At 34.5% G+C, this 16874-nt stretch carries 12 protein-coding genes; 6 read left to right on the top strand and 6 right to left on the bottom strand.

Annotation, left to right across the window (positions count from 1 at the left end):
- Positions 1–179: 179 nt before the first annotated feature.
- Positions 180–1958, bottom strand: a complete 1779-nt coding sequence (argS, locus tag ACFFLS_RS02465) for an arginine--tRNA ligase (protein ID WP_379683416.1) — start codon at positions 1956–1958, stop codon at positions 180–182.
- Between the two features lie 323 nt (positions 1959–2281).
- Between argS and ACFFLS_RS02460 the strand changes: the two genes are divergently transcribed.
- Complete coding sequence (locus ACFFLS_RS02460; RefSeq protein WP_379683417.1) at positions 2282–4699, top strand: TonB-dependent receptor; 2418 nt, start codon at positions 2282–2284, stop codon at positions 4697–4699.
- A 96-nt stretch (positions 4700–4795) separates the two neighbouring features.
- On the opposite strand, the gene ACFFLS_RS02455 is transcribed toward ACFFLS_RS02460, so the two are convergent.
- Together ACFFLS_RS02455 and ACFFLS_RS02450 are read right to left on the bottom strand one after the other, a co-directional pair.
- The gene (locus ACFFLS_RS02455) at positions 4796–5467 is read right to left on the bottom strand and encodes a copper homeostasis protein CutC (protein WP_379683418.1); all 672 of its coding nucleotides are present in this window, start codon (positions 5465–5467) and stop codon (positions 4796–4798) included.
- Positions 5468–5555: 88 nt separating this feature from the next.
- The gene (locus tag ACFFLS_RS02450) at positions 5556–6563 is read right to left on the bottom strand and encodes a 3-oxoacyl-ACP synthase III family protein (protein WP_379683419.1); all 1008 of its coding nucleotides are present in this window, start codon (positions 6561–6563) and stop codon (positions 5556–5558) included.
- 263 nt (positions 6564–6826) lie between these two features.
- Between ACFFLS_RS02450 and ACFFLS_RS02445 the strand changes: the two genes are divergently transcribed.
- Positions 6827–9235, top strand: a complete 2409-nt coding sequence (locus ACFFLS_RS02445; protein WP_379683420.1) for a S9 family peptidase — start codon at positions 6827–6829, stop codon at positions 9233–9235.
- A 54-nt stretch (positions 9236–9289) separates the two neighbouring features.
- Here ACFFLS_RS02445 and ACFFLS_RS02440 read toward each other — a convergent pair whose 3' ends face one another.
- From ACFFLS_RS02440 to ACFFLS_RS02430, 3 genes are all read right to left on the bottom strand, one after another.
- Positions 9290–10240 (bottom strand): ABC transporter ATP-binding protein, encoded by a 951-nt coding sequence (locus ACFFLS_RS02440; RefSeq protein WP_379683421.1) that lies wholly within the window; start codon positions 10238–10240, stop codon positions 9290–9292.
- Positions 10241–10345: 105 nt separating this feature from the next.
- A complete protein-coding gene (locus tag ACFFLS_RS02435) occupies positions 10346–11041 on the bottom strand; it encodes a YiaD family glycine zipper/OmpA-like lipoprotein (RefSeq protein ID WP_379683422.1) in 696 nt (231 codons plus the stop codon).
- Positions 11042–11059: 18 nt separating this feature from the next.
- Positions 11060–11557, bottom strand: a complete 498-nt coding sequence (locus ACFFLS_RS02430) for a lipocalin family protein (protein ID WP_379683423.1) — start codon at positions 11555–11557, stop codon at positions 11060–11062.
- A 203-nt stretch (positions 11558–11760) separates the two neighbouring features.
- Between ACFFLS_RS02430 and htpG the strand changes: the two genes are divergently transcribed.
- The 4 genes from htpG (at position 11761) to ACFFLS_RS02410 (ending at position 16738) form a co-directional block, all read left to right on the top strand.
- Positions 11761–13644: a molecular chaperone HtpG gene (htpG, locus tag ACFFLS_RS02425; protein WP_379683424.1), complete on the top strand. Its 1884-nt coding sequence runs from the start codon at positions 11761–11763 to the stop codon at positions 13642–13644.
- Positions 13645–13871: 227 nt separating this feature from the next.
- Positions 13872–14543, top strand: coding sequence for a hypothetical protein (locus ACFFLS_RS02420; protein ID WP_379683425.1), 672 nt, complete (start codon positions 13872–13874; stop codon positions 14541–14543).
- 497 nt (positions 14544–15040) lie between these two features.
- Positions 15041–15853, top strand: a complete 813-nt coding sequence (locus ACFFLS_RS02415) for a hypothetical protein (RefSeq protein WP_379683426.1) — start codon at positions 15041–15043, stop codon at positions 15851–15853.
- A gap of 135 nt (positions 15854–15988) precedes the next feature.
- A complete protein-coding gene (locus tag ACFFLS_RS02410; protein WP_379683427.1) occupies positions 15989–16738 on the top strand; it encodes a DUF4369 domain-containing protein in 750 nt (249 codons plus the stop codon).
- Positions 16739–16874 lie beyond the last annotated feature (136 nt).

The raw sequence follows: 16874 nt of genomic DNA, 5'->3' as shown, positions 1-16874 counted from the left end.
AAACATAAATATAAAAACCATAACTGCAAATTTTATTTTATGTCTTTATACTAAAACTGACTCAGTTCCCAACCTCATCCTATCTTCTTCAAATAAATTATCAATAATTAGTATATTTATAAAAAAGAGCCGATAATTAAGTCAATTATCAGCTCTCCTATTATTTATAATGTACAAAATTACATTCTTTCTGGAACTTCAATTCCAAGAAGGTTAAATGCACCTTTTATTACTTCAGCTACTTTTTGTGAAAGCTGTACTCTAAATATTTTTTTTGTTAAATCTACTTCTCCTAAAATATGTACTGACTGATAAAATGAATTATACTCTTTTACCAAATCATAAGTATAATTAGCAATTAATGCTGGGCTATGATTCTGTGCTGCATTCTGAATTACCTCTGGAAAAAGTTCAATCTGCTTAACCAATTCTTTTTCCTTTTCATGCAATTCTGTGATTTCAGCCGGAGCCGAAAAATCAAAATCAGCTTTTCTTATGATTGACTGAATTCTAGCATAAGTATATTGAATAAACGGCCCTGTATTTCCCGCAAAATCAACTGATTCTTCAGGATTAAAAAGGATTCGTTTCTTTGGGTCAACTTTTAATATGTAATATTTTAAAGCTCCAAGACCAATTGTTTTGTACAATTTGGCTTTTTCTTCAGCATTGTAGCTGTCCAATTTTCCTAAATCTTCTGAAATCTTTTGCGCCGTATCGGTCATATCCTGCATTAAATCATCAGCATCTACGACAGTTCCTTCACGGCTTTTCATTTTCCCTGAAGGCAAATCAACCATTCCGTATGATAAGTGATACAAACTTGAAGCCCAATCAAAACCAAGTTTTTTTAAGATTAGGAACAATACTTTAAAATGATAGTCTTGCTCATTTCCAACAGTATAAACCATTCCGCCAACATCTGGCATGTCTTTTACACGCTGAATTGCAGTCCCGATATCTTGTGTCATGTAAACCGCAGTTCCGTCAGAACGTAAAACAATTTTGCGATCCAGTCCTTCATCAGTTAAATCAATCCATACAGAACCGTCAGAATCTTTTTCGAAAACCCCTTTGTCAAGACCCACCTGAACAACATCTTTTCCTAATAAATAGGTATTGCTTTCGTAGTAATATTTGTCGAAATCAACTCCAAGGTTGGTATAAGTAGTGGCAAAACCATCATAAACCCATTGGTTCATTTTTTTCCAAAGTTCAATTACTTGCTCATCTCCAGCTTCCCATTTTTTAAGCATATCCTGCGCTTCAATAATAATTGGCGCTTGTTTTTTCGCTTCTTCTTCGGTTTTTCCGGTCTGAATTAAACTATTGATTTCAGATTTATAAGCTTTATCAAATTCAACATAATATTTACCAACCAATTTATCACCTTTCAATCCAGAAGTTTCGGGAGTTTCTCCGTTTCCGAATTTTTCCCACGCCAACATAGATTTGCAAATATGAATACCACGATCATTTATGATTTGTGTTTTATACACTTTTTTGCCCGATGCCTTTAAAATTTCGGCAACAGAATATCCTAACAAATTGTTACGAACGTGCCCCAAATGCAAAGGTTTGTTAGTGTTTGGAGAAGAATATTCTACCATCACCGCTTTTTCTGCCGGATCCGGTGCTACAAATCCGAATTGTTTATTTTCTTTTATTCCGTTAAAGAAATTCAGATAATAACCATCAGAAATTACAATATTCAAAAAACCTGAAACTACATTAAATCGGGCAACTTCAGAAACATTTTCAACCAGATAAGTTCCGATTTTATTTCCTAATTCGACAGGATTGCTTTTGACTACTTTCAACAAAGGGAAAATTACCATTGTAATATCTCCTTCAAACTCTTTTCTGGTAGTCTGAAATTCAATTTTATCAACAGTAACATCAAATAATGCCTGAATTGCTTTTTGTATAGAAGGTGTAAGAATTTGCGGTAATGACATGTAAACTTATTTTAAAGTGAGCAAAGATAGTGCTTATTCATCAATTAGAGAAAATCAAAAACATATTAAATTTCACAAAACAATTAGAATTTAATAAAAAACGACTTCTACAAAGCATTAGAATTACTAAAAAACCAAAAGCATAAAGTCTTACAAAACAGGCTTCCAGAAAAAATTTTAATCTTTTTTTAATTTTAACTGTAACATATCTACCGTAAATGAGTCTTAATAGGGACTTCAAATTTTATTGAAGTTAAAAACAAAGAAAAAAAACAAAGCTAACAATCATCATCATCAATCAATCAAAATAATCATTAACTAACATGAAATTAAAATTCTTTCTGTTTGCATTACTAGGTATAATCGCAACAGCACAAGCCCAGAACACAGGAACGGTCAGTGGGAAAATTACAGAAAAATCGAATAACGCACCAATCTCTTACGCTACGGTTTCGCTAAAAGAAAATGGAAAAGTAGTTTCTGGTGTTAACACAGACGACAATGGAGATTTTTCTTTTAAAAATGTTGCCTTAAAAAGCTACACTATCGAAATTCAATATATCGGATTTAGAAAATACGTTGGTTCTGTTCTTTTGAGTGAAAACAAAAAAACAGCCTCAGTTAATGTTGCTCTTGAAGAAGAAGCGACACAATTAAAAGGTGTAAACATTGTAGCAGAACGCTCGACAATCGAACAAAAAATCGACAGAAAAGTCGTGAATGTCGGAAAAGATCTTACGACTGCAGGTGCTTCGGCATCGGATATTATGAACAATATTCCGTCTGTGAATGTAGACCAAGATGGTAAACTTTCGCTTCGCGGAAATGATAATGTTCGTGTATTAATTGATGGCCGTCCGTCTAATATCGACCCAGCTCAATTGCTGAAACAAATTCCTTCGACTTCTATTAAAAAGATTGAGCTGATCACCAATCCGAGTGCAAAATACAATCCTGAAGGAATGTCTGGAATCATCAACATTATTCTGCACAAAAATGCGAATACTGGTTTTAATGGAAGTTACAGTGGCGGAATTACGTTTGGTGAAACGGCTAAATTTAACCAATCTTTAGATTTGAACTACAAAACTGGAAAAGTAAACTTTTTTGGAAACGCTGGAAACAACTCTGGGAAATACTTTAATGATGGTTTTATCGAAAGATCAGATAGAACTGTTACTCAAAAATTAGATATTGTTAACGACAATGAATCATACTTATATAAAATTGGTATGGATTATTTAATTGACGACCACAATACTTTGTCTATCTACACGAATCAAAATAAATCAACAGGAACTGGTATTGTGAATACCGACATTGATTATATCAATTCTCCAGACAACATTACTAATATGTATCAAAAATCAAGATATCAAGGACCTAATGAAACGGGAACTTATAACTTGGCATACAAACATATCTTTAAAAAAGAAGGACACACTTTAGATTTCGAAGGAAACTACAGTTACACAAAAGAAAGTCAAAATGCAAATTTTGATAATCAAATCACAATGACTAATAATGCTACGAGTTCTGAAATTTATAATGATTTCTTGAGCAATACTAGAAAATTAAGCACTTTAAACATTGACTATGTTAATCCGCTAAACGAAAAAACCACTCTTGAAGCCGGAGCTGAGGCAAGATTGACAAGAACCGACAATGACTATAACCGAGTAAACGATCAAAATCCTACGCAGAACTTAGTCTCTAATTATACTTATGATACTGATATCTATTCTGCATATGTAACTTTTGGACAGAAATTCAAAAAAATCAGTTATCAATTAGGTGCTCGTGTTGAAAGTTACAAAATGCAGGCGAATTTAAATCGTGGTGAAATTATGTATGATGATGATTATCTTACTTTATATCCTTCTGCCTATTTGACTTACAACTTAACTGAAAAAAACACTTTACAATTTAGCTACAGCCGTCGTGTAGACCGCCCAAGTTTAGGACAGACAAAACCAATTCGTGAGTTTTCTACTCCGTTAGTAACTTCTTTAGGAAATCCAGATCTAAGACCTCAGTTCACCAATTCTGTAGAAGTTAATTATACTAAAACTCTTGAAAAAGGAAGTTTTACAGCTGGTGTTTTTGTAAGAAGTATCAATGATCAAATCAGCAGAATTTTGTATCCTGACGAGACAGATCCAAGCGGAAACAAACAAATTATGTCTTATACGAACTTTGACCACAATACCGCTTACGGATTTGAAATATCGCTGAATTATAAAATTACAAAATGGTGGGATATTCAGCCATCTATTGATTTTTCTAGTATAAATCAAGAAGGAGTTGTATCTAAATTTAACGAAGGCAATAATCAAATTATCGCAGAAAATAGAAAAGTAACCGTTGCTGCATTTAATGGACGTTTGAACTCAAACTTCAAAGCCAATAAACGTTTAAGCTTTTTACTTTTCGGATTCTACAGAGGTGCTGTTGACGGGGTTCAAAACAACAGTCACGATATGTACAAAATGGACATCGGTTCACGTTACACTTTGTTAGACAACAAAATGAACATTAGCGTGCGTTTTAATGATGTTTTCAACACTATGAAATATGCTTTTGACACTCAATATCCTTATGCTCAAACAGGGCAATTTACCTGGGAAAGCCAAACAGTATATTTAGGATTAACTTATAACTTTGGAAGCAGTAAAATCAAAAAATTACAGCGTAAACAAAGAGATGACAATACTAACAAAGGTGGCGGAGGCATGTTCTAAACCACTCTAGCAATTAATTTTATTTTTAAGCATACTTGTAGAAAAGAAAAAGCCTGAAGTTTTTTGCCAACTTCAGGCTTTTTTTATTGATGTGAATTATAAAAAATTCCGTAATTCTTTTATTTCTTCCGGATTTGCTGTTTCAGTTCCGTTTGTAATCGCTGATGAATGATAGAAAGTAGGTTCGAGCTTTTCTGAAATCAATTTAATATTTGAAGACCGAAGACCGCCACCAGGCATAATTTCGATTCGGTCGCCAGCCAGTTGCTGTAATCTTTCTAAAGCATAAATTCCTTCCGTTACATCAACTCCCTGACCAGAAGTCAAAATCGTCTTAAAACCAGATTCGATTAAATCTTCAATTGCTTTTTCAGGATTCTTGACCACATCAAAAGCACGATGGAATGTACAAGAAAGCGGATGCGCCAGATGGACCAACTCTTTATTTTGTTTTTTATTTACTTTTCCGTTGTCTTTTAAAATACCGAAAACAAAACCATCTACTCCCAATTTTTTATATTGTTTGATGTCTTGTTTCATTTCTGTGAGCTCTTCATCAGAATAAACAAAATCACCGCCACGAGGCCTTATAATGACATGCATTTTTATATTGAGGCTTTCGCGAACTTTTACGACCAAAATAGAATTTGGTGTCGTACCGCCCAATTTCATGTTTTCGCAAAGTTCAATTCTGTCAGCGCCATTTTCTTGCGCAATCAAAGCTGAGTCGTAATTAAAGCACGCTATTTCGAGTTGATTCTTTTTCATTTTTTGTTTTCGAAAAACTATTCCTTGCCAAAAATAAAAAACCTGCTCATTATCTAAGCAGGTTTTAATATAAAATTAAGATGAAATTTTACCATTTGATGATGGCGCTTGCCCAAGTAAATCCGCTTCCGAAAGCTGCCAAAACAACAGTATCTCCAGATTTGATTTTTCCTTCTTCCCAAGCTTCTGTCAAAGCAATCGGAATAGAGGCTGCAGTTGTATTTCCGTACTTCTGAATATTATTATGCACCTGATCATCGCTAAGTTTAAATTTATTCTGAATGAACTGCGAAATTCTCAAATTTGCCTGATGCGGAATCAGCATATCGATATCTGAAACCTGCAGTCCGTTTGCTTCCAACCCTTCGTTAATAACTTCTGCAAAACGAACAACTGCATTTTTAAACACAAATTGTCCATTCATATAAGGATAATAACTTTCGTCGTTCGGATCGTTATCTGCAATAATATCAGTTACCCATCTTGCTCCCATTCCAGGCGCTTGCAAAGCCAATTCTTCGGCATGCTGTCCTTCAGAATGTAAATGCGTGGATAAAATTCCTTTAGTCAAATCTTCTTCACGACTCAAAACAGCTGCTCCAGCACCGTCTCCAAAAATTACAGAAACACCGCGTCCGCGTGTGGTCATATCCAAACCTGTCGAATGTACCTCTGACCCTATAACCAAAATATTTTTATACATTCCGGTTTTAATATATTGGTCTGCAACAGAAATTGCGTAAACAAATCCTGAACATTGATTTCTAACATCTAAAGCACCAACTGTTCTTAAACCAAGGTCACGCTGCACTAAAACACCTGGACCAGGGAAATAATAATCTGGACTTAATGTAGCAAAAACAACAAAATCAATATCTTCTTTGGCAACTCCAGAACGCTCTATAGCAATTTTAGCTGCTTTAACTCCCATTGACGTTGTGGTATCTTCGCCACGAATAATGTGTCTCCTTTCCTGAATTCCAGTTCTTTCCTGAATCCATTCATCATTGGTATCCATTATCTTAGACAAATCATCATTAGTCACAACATTTGAAGGAACATAATATCCTAAGCCCGCTATTTTTGAATGATACATACTCTTTATTATTTATTAAAAAATTGGATTGCAAATTTACGCATACTTTAAAACATAAGCGTACAAATTACTATTTTTTTCGTAATCGACAATTTATTATCTTCTAATAATGAGATGATTTATGCCTTTTTAAATTCAAAAAAAACAAATAAACCCACCAAAACATAAAAAGAATTAAATTAGCGCTATAAATTGTAACAAGTCTAAATGTACTTAGACAAACAATTATTACCATCATTTTTTAATCCCAAAAAAAACAAACCATGAAATTAAAGGTCACTTTATTTTTACTGCTGAATGTTGGTTTTTTCGCCATCGCGCAGGAAAATCTGACATACCAAAAACCCTCCAAATCAATTTTGGATTTAGCCGATTACGAAAGAGCGCCAACGGTATCTATGGATACTAAAAACGAAAATATACTCTTAATGTATCGCAATACCTACAAGACCTTAGACGATTTAAATCAGGAAGAACTTCGTCTTGCCGGTTTAAGAATCAATCCGATTACTAATATTTCGAGTACAGTAACTTATACTACCAACCTCAAGGTGCGAAAAGTAAACGGTACAAATGACATACAAGTTGCTGGTCTCCCTGCAAATCCGAAAATCAGCAATATCGCTTGGTCTCCAAACGACAAAAAAATACTTTTCTCGCACACCACTGCGACTGGAGTTGAGCTTTGGGTTTTGGACCTAGCATCTGCGCAAGCAACCAAATTGACAGAAGCTACTGTAAATGCAAATCTTGGAAATCCGTTTAGCTGGTTACCAGACAACGAAACAATCTTGGTGAAGATGCTTCCTAAAAATAGAAAACCGCTGCTTGATTCTAAAAAAGATTTACCAACAGGACCAATTATTTCTAATGCATCTGGAGAAAAATCTCAGAACAGAACGTATCCAGACATGCTTAAAAACAAAAATGATGAAGTTAATTTTGAAAACATCATTACTTCCGAATTGTACAAAGTAAGCCTAAACGGAAATGCCGTTTTATTTAAAGAAGCTGCCATGTTTTCTGGTGAAAGAATTTCGCCAGACGGAAATTACATCATGCTGACTACCATTCACAAACCTTTTTCTTATGTAGTTCCCTTATATAGATTTCCTTCCAAAACAGTTGTTTACGACATAAGAGGAAAAGAAATCAAAACGGTAAACGAGGTTCCACTGAGCGAAATCATGCCAAAAGGTTTTATGGCTGTTCGCAAAGGAAAAAGAGAAATGACATGGAGAAACGACAAACCTGCATCGTTAGCATATGTTGTGGCATTAGACGAAGGTGATCCAGCAAATAAAGTCGAATATAGAGATGAATTATTTTTATGGGATGCTCCTTTTACAGGAAATCCGGTTTCGTTTGCTAAAACACAGCAACGTTTTGATAATATTATTTGGGGTAACGACAATATTGCCATTCTTTCAGATCAATGGTACGATACCCGTAACACTAAGACGTATTTGATAAATCCGTCCAATCCAGCTCAGACTCCAAAAGTAATTACAGACCGAAACGCTCAAGATGTATATTCTGATCCAGGTAATTTTGAAACAAAAAAGAATGAATACAACAAACGTGTATTATCTCTAGAAAAAGACAATGCCTATCGTATTGGTGAAGGATATACCAAAGACGGACAATTCCCTTTTATTGACGAGTTTAATACAAAAACGCTTCAAAATAAAAGACTTTACACTTCTCCATATAAAGATAAAAAAGAAGATTTGTTGGAAATCGATGTAAAATCAGGAAAAGTGCTTGTTCAAATTCAGTCAAAAAGCGAATATCCGAATTACTATTTTAGAAACATCCACAAAAAAAATAGCTTAACACCAATTACTGCTTTTAAAAATCCTTTTGAAAGCATTAAAAATGTAAGCAAAGAGGTAATCAAATACAAAAGAAAAGACGGTGTAGAACTTTCTGGAACTTTATATCTTCCGGCTGGTTATGACAAAACTAAAAAAGAAAAACTCCCGCTTTTAATCTGGGCTTATCCAGCTGAATACAAAGACAAAAACAGTGCAGGACAATCTACACAAAACTCAAATGAGTTTACATTTCCATACTATGGATCTTTTGTGTATTGGGTAACCAAAGGTTATGTTGTTTTAGACGATGCAGCTTTTCCAATTATCGGTGAAGGAACTACAGAACCAAATGATAATTTTGTTTCACAGCTGGTTGCCAATGCAGAAGCCGCAATAGATGCCGTTGATGCTTTAGGGTATATCAACAGAAAAAAAGTCGCTGTTGGAGGACATTCGTACGGAGCTTTTATGACCGCAAACTTATTGACACATTCTAATCTTTTTGCCTGCGGAATTGCAAGAAGCGGTGCTTACAACAGAACTTTGACTCCATTCGGATTCCAGACAGAACAAAGAAATTACTGGGAAGTTCCAGAAGTATACAACACAATGTCTCCTTTTATGAATGCCGACAAAATGAAAACACCTATTTTATTGGTTCATGGAGAAGCAGACAATAATCCGGGAACTTTTACTTTGCAAACAGAGCGTTATTTCCAAGCTTTAAAAGGTTTAGGAGCGCCTGCGCGAATGGTTATTCTTCCGAAAGAATCTCATGGTTATGTGGCAAAAGAAAACATCTTACACTTGCTTTGGGAACAAGATCAGTTCTTAGAGAAATATTTGAAAAACTAATATTCAATTGGTTTCTAAAAATAAACCCGACAGCTGTTCTGTCGGGTTTATTTTTTATAGATAATTCAAAGCCAAAAACACTTCCTGTTCCTGCGGTAAATCAATTTCACTTTCAAAAAAGATCAATTGCCTTTTATAAACCGCTTCTATCAAATAATGTCCGCCTCTAAAATAAGTCCTTCTGATTTTTACCAAAAGTTTTGACTCGGAAACCATTTTAAATTGATGTGGATAAACTAATGTTTTATGTGTTTCGTCTTCATAAGGCAATAACAAATGAGTAGCAATCTCGTTTACTTCTCCAAAAAGCGAAGCGACATATTTTACCTGAGGGTCTTCATAAATCTTGCTAGGATTGTCTTTTACCATTACTTCTCCGTTGCGCATCACAATAGCCTGATCAGCAAAAGACAAGGCGTCTGTACTGTCATGAGTCGCAATGATACAAGTAATTCCTTTTTGCTTTAGATAACGAAACAAATTACGGCGAAGTGCATTTTTCCTGAAAGCATCAATCTGGCTGAAAGGTTCGTCAAGCAAAATTACTTCGGGTTCTAAAGCCAAAACGCGAATTAAAGCTACTCGCTGCTGCTGACCTCCGCTTAAGAATTTAGTTTTTACATTTGCAAACTGCTCCATTTCTACCATTTCGAGTAGTTCCTGAACGCGTAGTTTTTTCATATTGGCAAAACCATTCGAAAGGAATTTACCCACATTCTCTGCCACCGTTTCATATGGAGACAAATCAAAATCCTGCGCCAGATATTTCATGTATGGCATTCCGGGAATCAAATTAAACTTCGGTCCTAAGACAGGCTTTCCTTCATAAAAAATTTTTCCTTCATCCAAATCATACAAACCATAAATAAGTTTTAGCAGTGTGCTTTTTCCGCAACCGCTCTCACCGATAATGGCAATATTCTGACCTTTCTCAATAGTAAAGGAAATGTTTTTTATAACAGGATTTTCGGTATACGAAAAAGTGATATTTTGAATGTCGAGCATGAGATGTAATTAGAAAGGTCAAATTTACGATGTTTAAGTTCTAAAGTCAAAAAAAAGCTGCTTCAAATATGAAACAGCTTTTTTGATTTTTTATTTTGTCGGAAATTATTTTCCTGCTTGGTTTTTAGCATCATTAACCATTTTGTCGTTTGCTGTAATTGCAAATTCAACACGACGGTTTTGTGCTCTTCCTTCTGGAGTATCATTTGTTGCAATTGGATCTGCAATTCCCAAACCAGAAGTTTTGAAACGGCTTGCTTTTAATCCTTTAGAAACTAAATAAGCCTGTACAGAAGCTGCTCTTTGTCCAGAAAGCGTCAAGTTGTATTCTGGTTTTCCTGTGCTATCAGTATATCCAAAAATCTGAATATCAGTATCCGCATAGTCATTAAAAACTGGAACCAATTTATCTAGATTTGCTTTTGCCTGAGGAGTAAGTGTAGATTTATTAGTATCGAAACGAACTGCGTTTTCATTCAAAGTCAAGTGAATTCCTTCACCTACTCTTTCTACAGAAGCACCCGGCAAAGCCTGATCAATTTCACGTGCTTGCTTATCCATTTTGTTTCCAATAAGTGCTCCGGTACCACCACCAACGGCAGCTCCAATTGCAGCACCTAAAGCGGCATTTCCACCTTTTCCTAAATTATTACCTAAAACAGCTCCAATCACACCACCAGCTACAGCACCAATTCCAGCTCCTTTTTGTGTATTATTTGCGTTTTTTACGGAATCACAACTAGTAAAAAAACCAGTCACTACGAATAAAACGCTTAAACCTAAAACAGTTATCTTTCTCATTTTTTCTCTTTTTAAATATTAGTTTGCTCTTTGAAATTGGTAAGTTACATCTTTAACCTGTCCGCCAACGTTGATGTTGTCAATCAGCTGGAAAGAGCTCTCGGTTAAACCAGCAACTTTAAGCAGGTATCCATCTCTAACATTTTTTCTTTTGGTTCCTTCCTGAACAATTTTAAGCACAAAAAGCCCTTGATCGTTAATACTCCAAGCAATAGGAGAAGAAAATGCTGTACAGTTTGGAGAGTTCAAGGTCATCGTACCTTTGTTGTTATTTGAAATAAAACTCCATGAACTTCCGATAAAACATTTAGAATCTGCAAGATCAAACGAGTTTACTTTGATGTAATCAGAACCAGCATATGTTACATTTGTTAATACCCAATTCCCTTTAATAGCTACTTGAGTTGGTCTATCCAATTTTTTAGAAAGCGGTGTTTCTGTTGAGGCTGTCGATGAGGCAGATTTACACGCAAAAAACATTGCGGCAATCATGCATATAAAAATACTCTTCTTCATTTGTACAATTTTTATTAGATTATTATTTTGCCTTTTTAACAATTATTGTACCACAAATATACGATTCGTTCCTATATTTATCGTTTTACAATCTATTTATTTTCTTTCAAAATTAACATTTCCGACATTTTGTCACCTTCAAAAAATTGGTATTTTATTTGACTAAATGAAAATCATCACGTTAAACTCAAAAAATAAAAAATATGGCAACAGGTAAAATTAATGTTTCAGTAGAAAACATTTTTCCTTTAATTAAAAAGTTCTTGTACAGCGACCATGAAATTTTCTTGCGCGAGCTTGTTTCTAATGGAACTGATGCTACTTTAAAACTAAAACATCTTATCAGCATCGGTGAAGCGAAAGTAGAATACGGAAACCCGATTATCGAGGTCAAAGTGGACAAAGAAGGCAAAAAAATCCACATCATTGACCAAGGTTTAGGTATGACTGCTGATGAAGTAGAAAAATACATCAATCAAGTAGCTTTTTCTGGTGCTGAGGAATTCTTGGACAAATACAAAGATTCTGCAAAAGACTCTGGAATTATCGGACATTTTGGTCTTGGTTTCTACTCTGCATTTATGGTGGCTGAGAAAGTTGAAATCATTACAAAATCATACAAAGACGAGCCGGCAGCACACTGGACTTGCGACGGAAGTCCAGAGTTTACTTTGGAGCCAGCTGACAAAACTTCACGTGGTACAGAAATCATTCTTCACATTGCAGAAGATTCTTTAGAATTTTTAGAAGATTCTAAAATCAGCGGCTTATTAAACAAATACAACAAGTTTATGCCAATTCCGATTAAATTCGGAACCAGAACAGAGACACTTCCAAAACCAGAAGATGCTCCTGAAGATTATATTAATGAAACTGTTGAAACTGACAATATCATCAACAATCCTAATCCAGCTTGGACAAAACAACCTTCTGAATTATCTGATGAAGATTATAAAAACTTCTACAGAGAATTGTATCCAATGCAGTTTGAAGAGCCATTATTCAACATTCACTTAAACGTTGATTATCCGTTCAACTTGACTGGAATTCTATATTTCCCTAAGTTAGGAACTGATATGCAGATTCAAAAAGACAAAATTCAATTGTACCAAAACCAAGTTTACGTTACGGATAACGTAGAAGGAATTGTACCTGAATTTTTGACAATGTTGAAAGGTGTAATCGATTCTCCAGACATTCCGTTGAACGTTTCTCGTTCAGGATTACAGGCTGACGGTGCGGTTAAGAAAATATCGAACTACATTACTCGTAAAGTAGCCGACAAACTAAAAGCATTATTCAACGAAAATCGTGCTGATTTTGAGCAAAAATGGAACGATATTAAAATCGTTTTAGAATACGGAATGCTTTCTGAAGAGAAATTCTACGAAAAAGCTGGAGCATTTGTATTGTATCCAACTGTAGACGATACTTATTTCACTTTAGATGAATTAAAAGAAAAATTAAAAGAGAACCAAACAGATAAAGACGGTAAGCTCGTGGTTCTGTATGCAGGAAACAAAGATGCACAGCATTCTTACATTCAGGCAGCAAAAGAGAAAAACTACGAAGTATTGCTTTTAGATTCTCCGATTATCTCGCACTTAATTCAGAAAATCGAAAACGACAATAAAGACGTAACTTTTGTACGCGTTGACTCTGACCACATCGATAACTTAATCAAAAAAGAAGAAAATGCTATTTCGAAATTATCTGACGACGAAAAAGCAACTTTAAAAACTTCTTTGGAAGCTTATATTCCAAAAGCATACAGCGTACAGCTTGAAGCTATGGATTCTCAAGCAGCTCCATTTATCATCACGCAGCCAGAATTTATGCGAAGAATGAAAGAAATGAGCCAAACAGGCGGTGGCGGAATGTTCGGAATGGGCAATATGCCAGAAATGTACAATTTGATTGTAAATACAAATTCTGACCTAGCTTCTAACATCTTAAATACTGAAGATAAAGTTCACCAAGAACATTTAGTAAAACAAGCTTTAGACTTAGCTAAATTATCACAAAACCTACTAAAAGGCGAAGCATTGACTGCCTTTGTAAAAAGAAGTTTTGAGATGATTAAATAATTAATCGATACAATTTTCCGAAAGCCCCGCAAGTTAACTTGCGGGGCTTTTTTCGTTTAACACATCAGAATTCATCTGAAAATAAAACAATTACATCATGAATAAGTACAAAAAAACTTATATTTTTGAAATGATTTTTATACGAAAATACTAACAATACCCCAATACACTAATCAAGGAGCCAGCCCAAAATCCTAAATCGAGTAGGCAGTCAAAACCTAAGAACAATGTTTTATGTAAGATTAAATAAATTGAGGATTATAAAAAACGGAGATTTGCTTGGAAAAGGTGAAATCCAGTTTATGAGTTTTATCAATCAGTCAAATGATAGTTTTCCGGATTTGAATGAATTTTTTGAAACGAATGACGAGAACAGGAAAAAAGAAATCATCAAAGATGCAGTTTCCAAAGTCATTCAATCGCGAATCCTTTTGACGATTAATAAAGTAAAAGATAAAAGTATAATCACTTTTGGAGATACAGGCTATATTGTCTACAAAGAAAATAAAATTCCGAAAGATTTCAGCTGGCAAATCATCGCCGTTGATTTAGATAAAAAAACTCGCGACACTGCAGGATTGATTAAATCAATTTTGACAGATGCAAACATTAGCACAATCACAAAAGCTATAGAAATTCTGGCCAAAACAAGCAATCCGATCAGCGGAGCCGTGGTCGAACTTTCTAAGTTAGTTACTGGAATCATTTTGGACTTAGCCAAAAATAAAAAAGACGACCAAGTGGGCTATTTCCTTGCTTCGTTTATCGAAAAACTAGATTATCCTAACGGAATTAGAGATCGCCAAGACGTGCCAGATCTTACAGGCAATATGTTTGTCGATTATTCCATTTTTGGATATGAAGATTACGCACTTAAAGGCATTGAAAGCCTGAAATAACAGCAATTTTCTATTTTTCCAATAACATCAAATCCTGTAGAATTAATTTACGGGATTTATTTTTTTGAAAAAAAGGGTATTTATCCCCTTTTTTCAGAAATAGCTAAATTCTATTTTTACACAACTGAAAATCAAAATTTTAAAACAAAATAAAACTAGAAATATAAAAATTCCAGTTCAGGAAGGCGGCGGTGTTCTCGATTGCATTCGAAGGCTGTGCATATATTTAGAAAAAGATGATAATCTTTTTTAAGTTTAGCTGAAACATCTGCCCGCAGTATCAATACGATGCTCATGGCTGCCGCCAGAACTTAATTTTAATTGAAACAATCTCTCTTCAAATCCCGCCATACTCTAGAATTTTCTGTTTTTCAGAACTGATTTCTAAATACTTAAATTTCGAAAATCCGCAGAAATAGCATTATGGTTTTTTTTACGACTGATTTTTTTCATTACATTTGGTTGCCTTATCAATCTCATCTAAAAACAAAAACCAAATGAAAAAGACCGCAATTTTACTTTCAGCAGTTTGCGTATCAGCATTTCTGTATGTTTCATGCTCAAATAGTGATGAAATCACCAATCAATTTGACACCACATCTGTAAGCGCTTCTGCAGTAATTGATGCCTTAGACAATCTGGACATCAAAAATGCATTAACCATAACCAATACAAATCCAGCTGAGAGCCCAGCAACAAACTGTGCCAATATTACTGTAGAAAGTCCAAACGGAAGCGAATACCCAAAAGTTTACACAGTAGATTACGGAACTGTAGGCTGTACATTAAACAACATTACCAGAAAAGGGAAACTTAAAATTACACTTACAGGTCCAGTAATTACAACAGGAAGCAAAATGACTATAGAGCGAATTAATTACTCTCTAAACAGCTTTCTTCTTGAAGGAACTATCGAATACACCAACACGACTGCAACAGCAACAATACCGCAATGGACAAGAAAGGTAACAAACGGCAAACTTACCGATATACTTGGCCGCACATTTACAAATTCTGGCATTTACACAGTAAAACAAACCGCAGGTGTTGACACTCCATATGTACTAGAAGACAATGTTTATGAAATGACAGAAGGAAACCATACTGTAACATCGGGAACAGGAGGCACTTTAACACTTACAGTACAGGAAACATTAATTAAAAAGTATTCGTGCGAGTATATTTCTCAAGGGAAAGTAAAAATCCAAAACGCATCTTTAAACGGTGTTGTTGATTATGGAAACAATACCTGCGACAATAAATATACTTATACACATGAAAACGGGACAACCTACACTATGTCAATGTAATAACTATTCCGTTTTTCAAAAACAAAACAATCCCGATTTAGAAATAGATCGGGATTTATTTTTTTATAAAAATAAAACTGTCCCCTCTTTACATTTAAACTATTTTCTTTATTTTGCACCAAAATCTAAAAACCAATGAAAAAAACTATTATTGCTTTTGCTGCCTTAATCATCGCAGCATCTTGCAGCAAAAAAGAATCAACAGATACGGTACATATCACAGGAAATATTAAAGGCTTAAAAAAAGGAACCTTGTATATCCAAAGAATTGTTGATACAAATCTTGTAGCTATCGACAGCATCAAAATCGACGGAAATTCTGCTTTTGAAAGCACTATAAAATTAGAATCTCCAGAAATGCTTTATTTGTTTTTAGATCGCGGTGTGACAAATTCACTAGACAACAATATTTTATTTTTTGCTGAGCCAGGAAATATGACCATCAACACAGATTTAGACAATTTTATTTCTAGCGCAAAAATTACTGGTTCTAAGAATCAGGAATTATACGAACAGTATGAAAAGATAAACTCTCGTTTTATTGATGAAAACCTTTCTATGGTTGAACCTCGCTTTAAAGCAATAAAAAGACAGGATCAAAAAGCACTAGACAGCCTTAATGTTAAGCAAGAATCAAACATCAAGAGAAAATATCTTTATGCAACAAATTTTGCGCTTACAAACAAAGATTACGAAATCGCGCCTTATATTGCCATGTCACAGATTTATGACATCAATGTGAAGTTCTTAGATACAATTCAGAAATCAATGAGTCCAAAGGTCGCAAAATCGCTTTACGGTAAAAAGCTAACCAAATATGTAGCTGACATTAAAAAAGAACAGCAGAAAGCAGAAACAGCTCCTGCAACGACAGCAAACGAATAATTCTTAATAGAAATCACAATATTTAAATTCCAAATTCCAATCGACTTAAATGACTTGGAATTTGGAATTTTCTTTTTTTGAAATTTTTCAGAGATTTTCTAAAACAAAAAAACCATTCACGATTTGTGAATGGTTT

The sequence above is a fragment of the Flavobacterium procerum genome (genome assembly GCF_042431625.1).
GTDB lineage: Bacteria > Bacteroidota > Bacteroidia > Flavobacteriales > Flavobacteriaceae > Flavobacterium > Flavobacterium procerum.
This window is presented reverse-complemented; position numbering and strand designations above follow the sequence as displayed.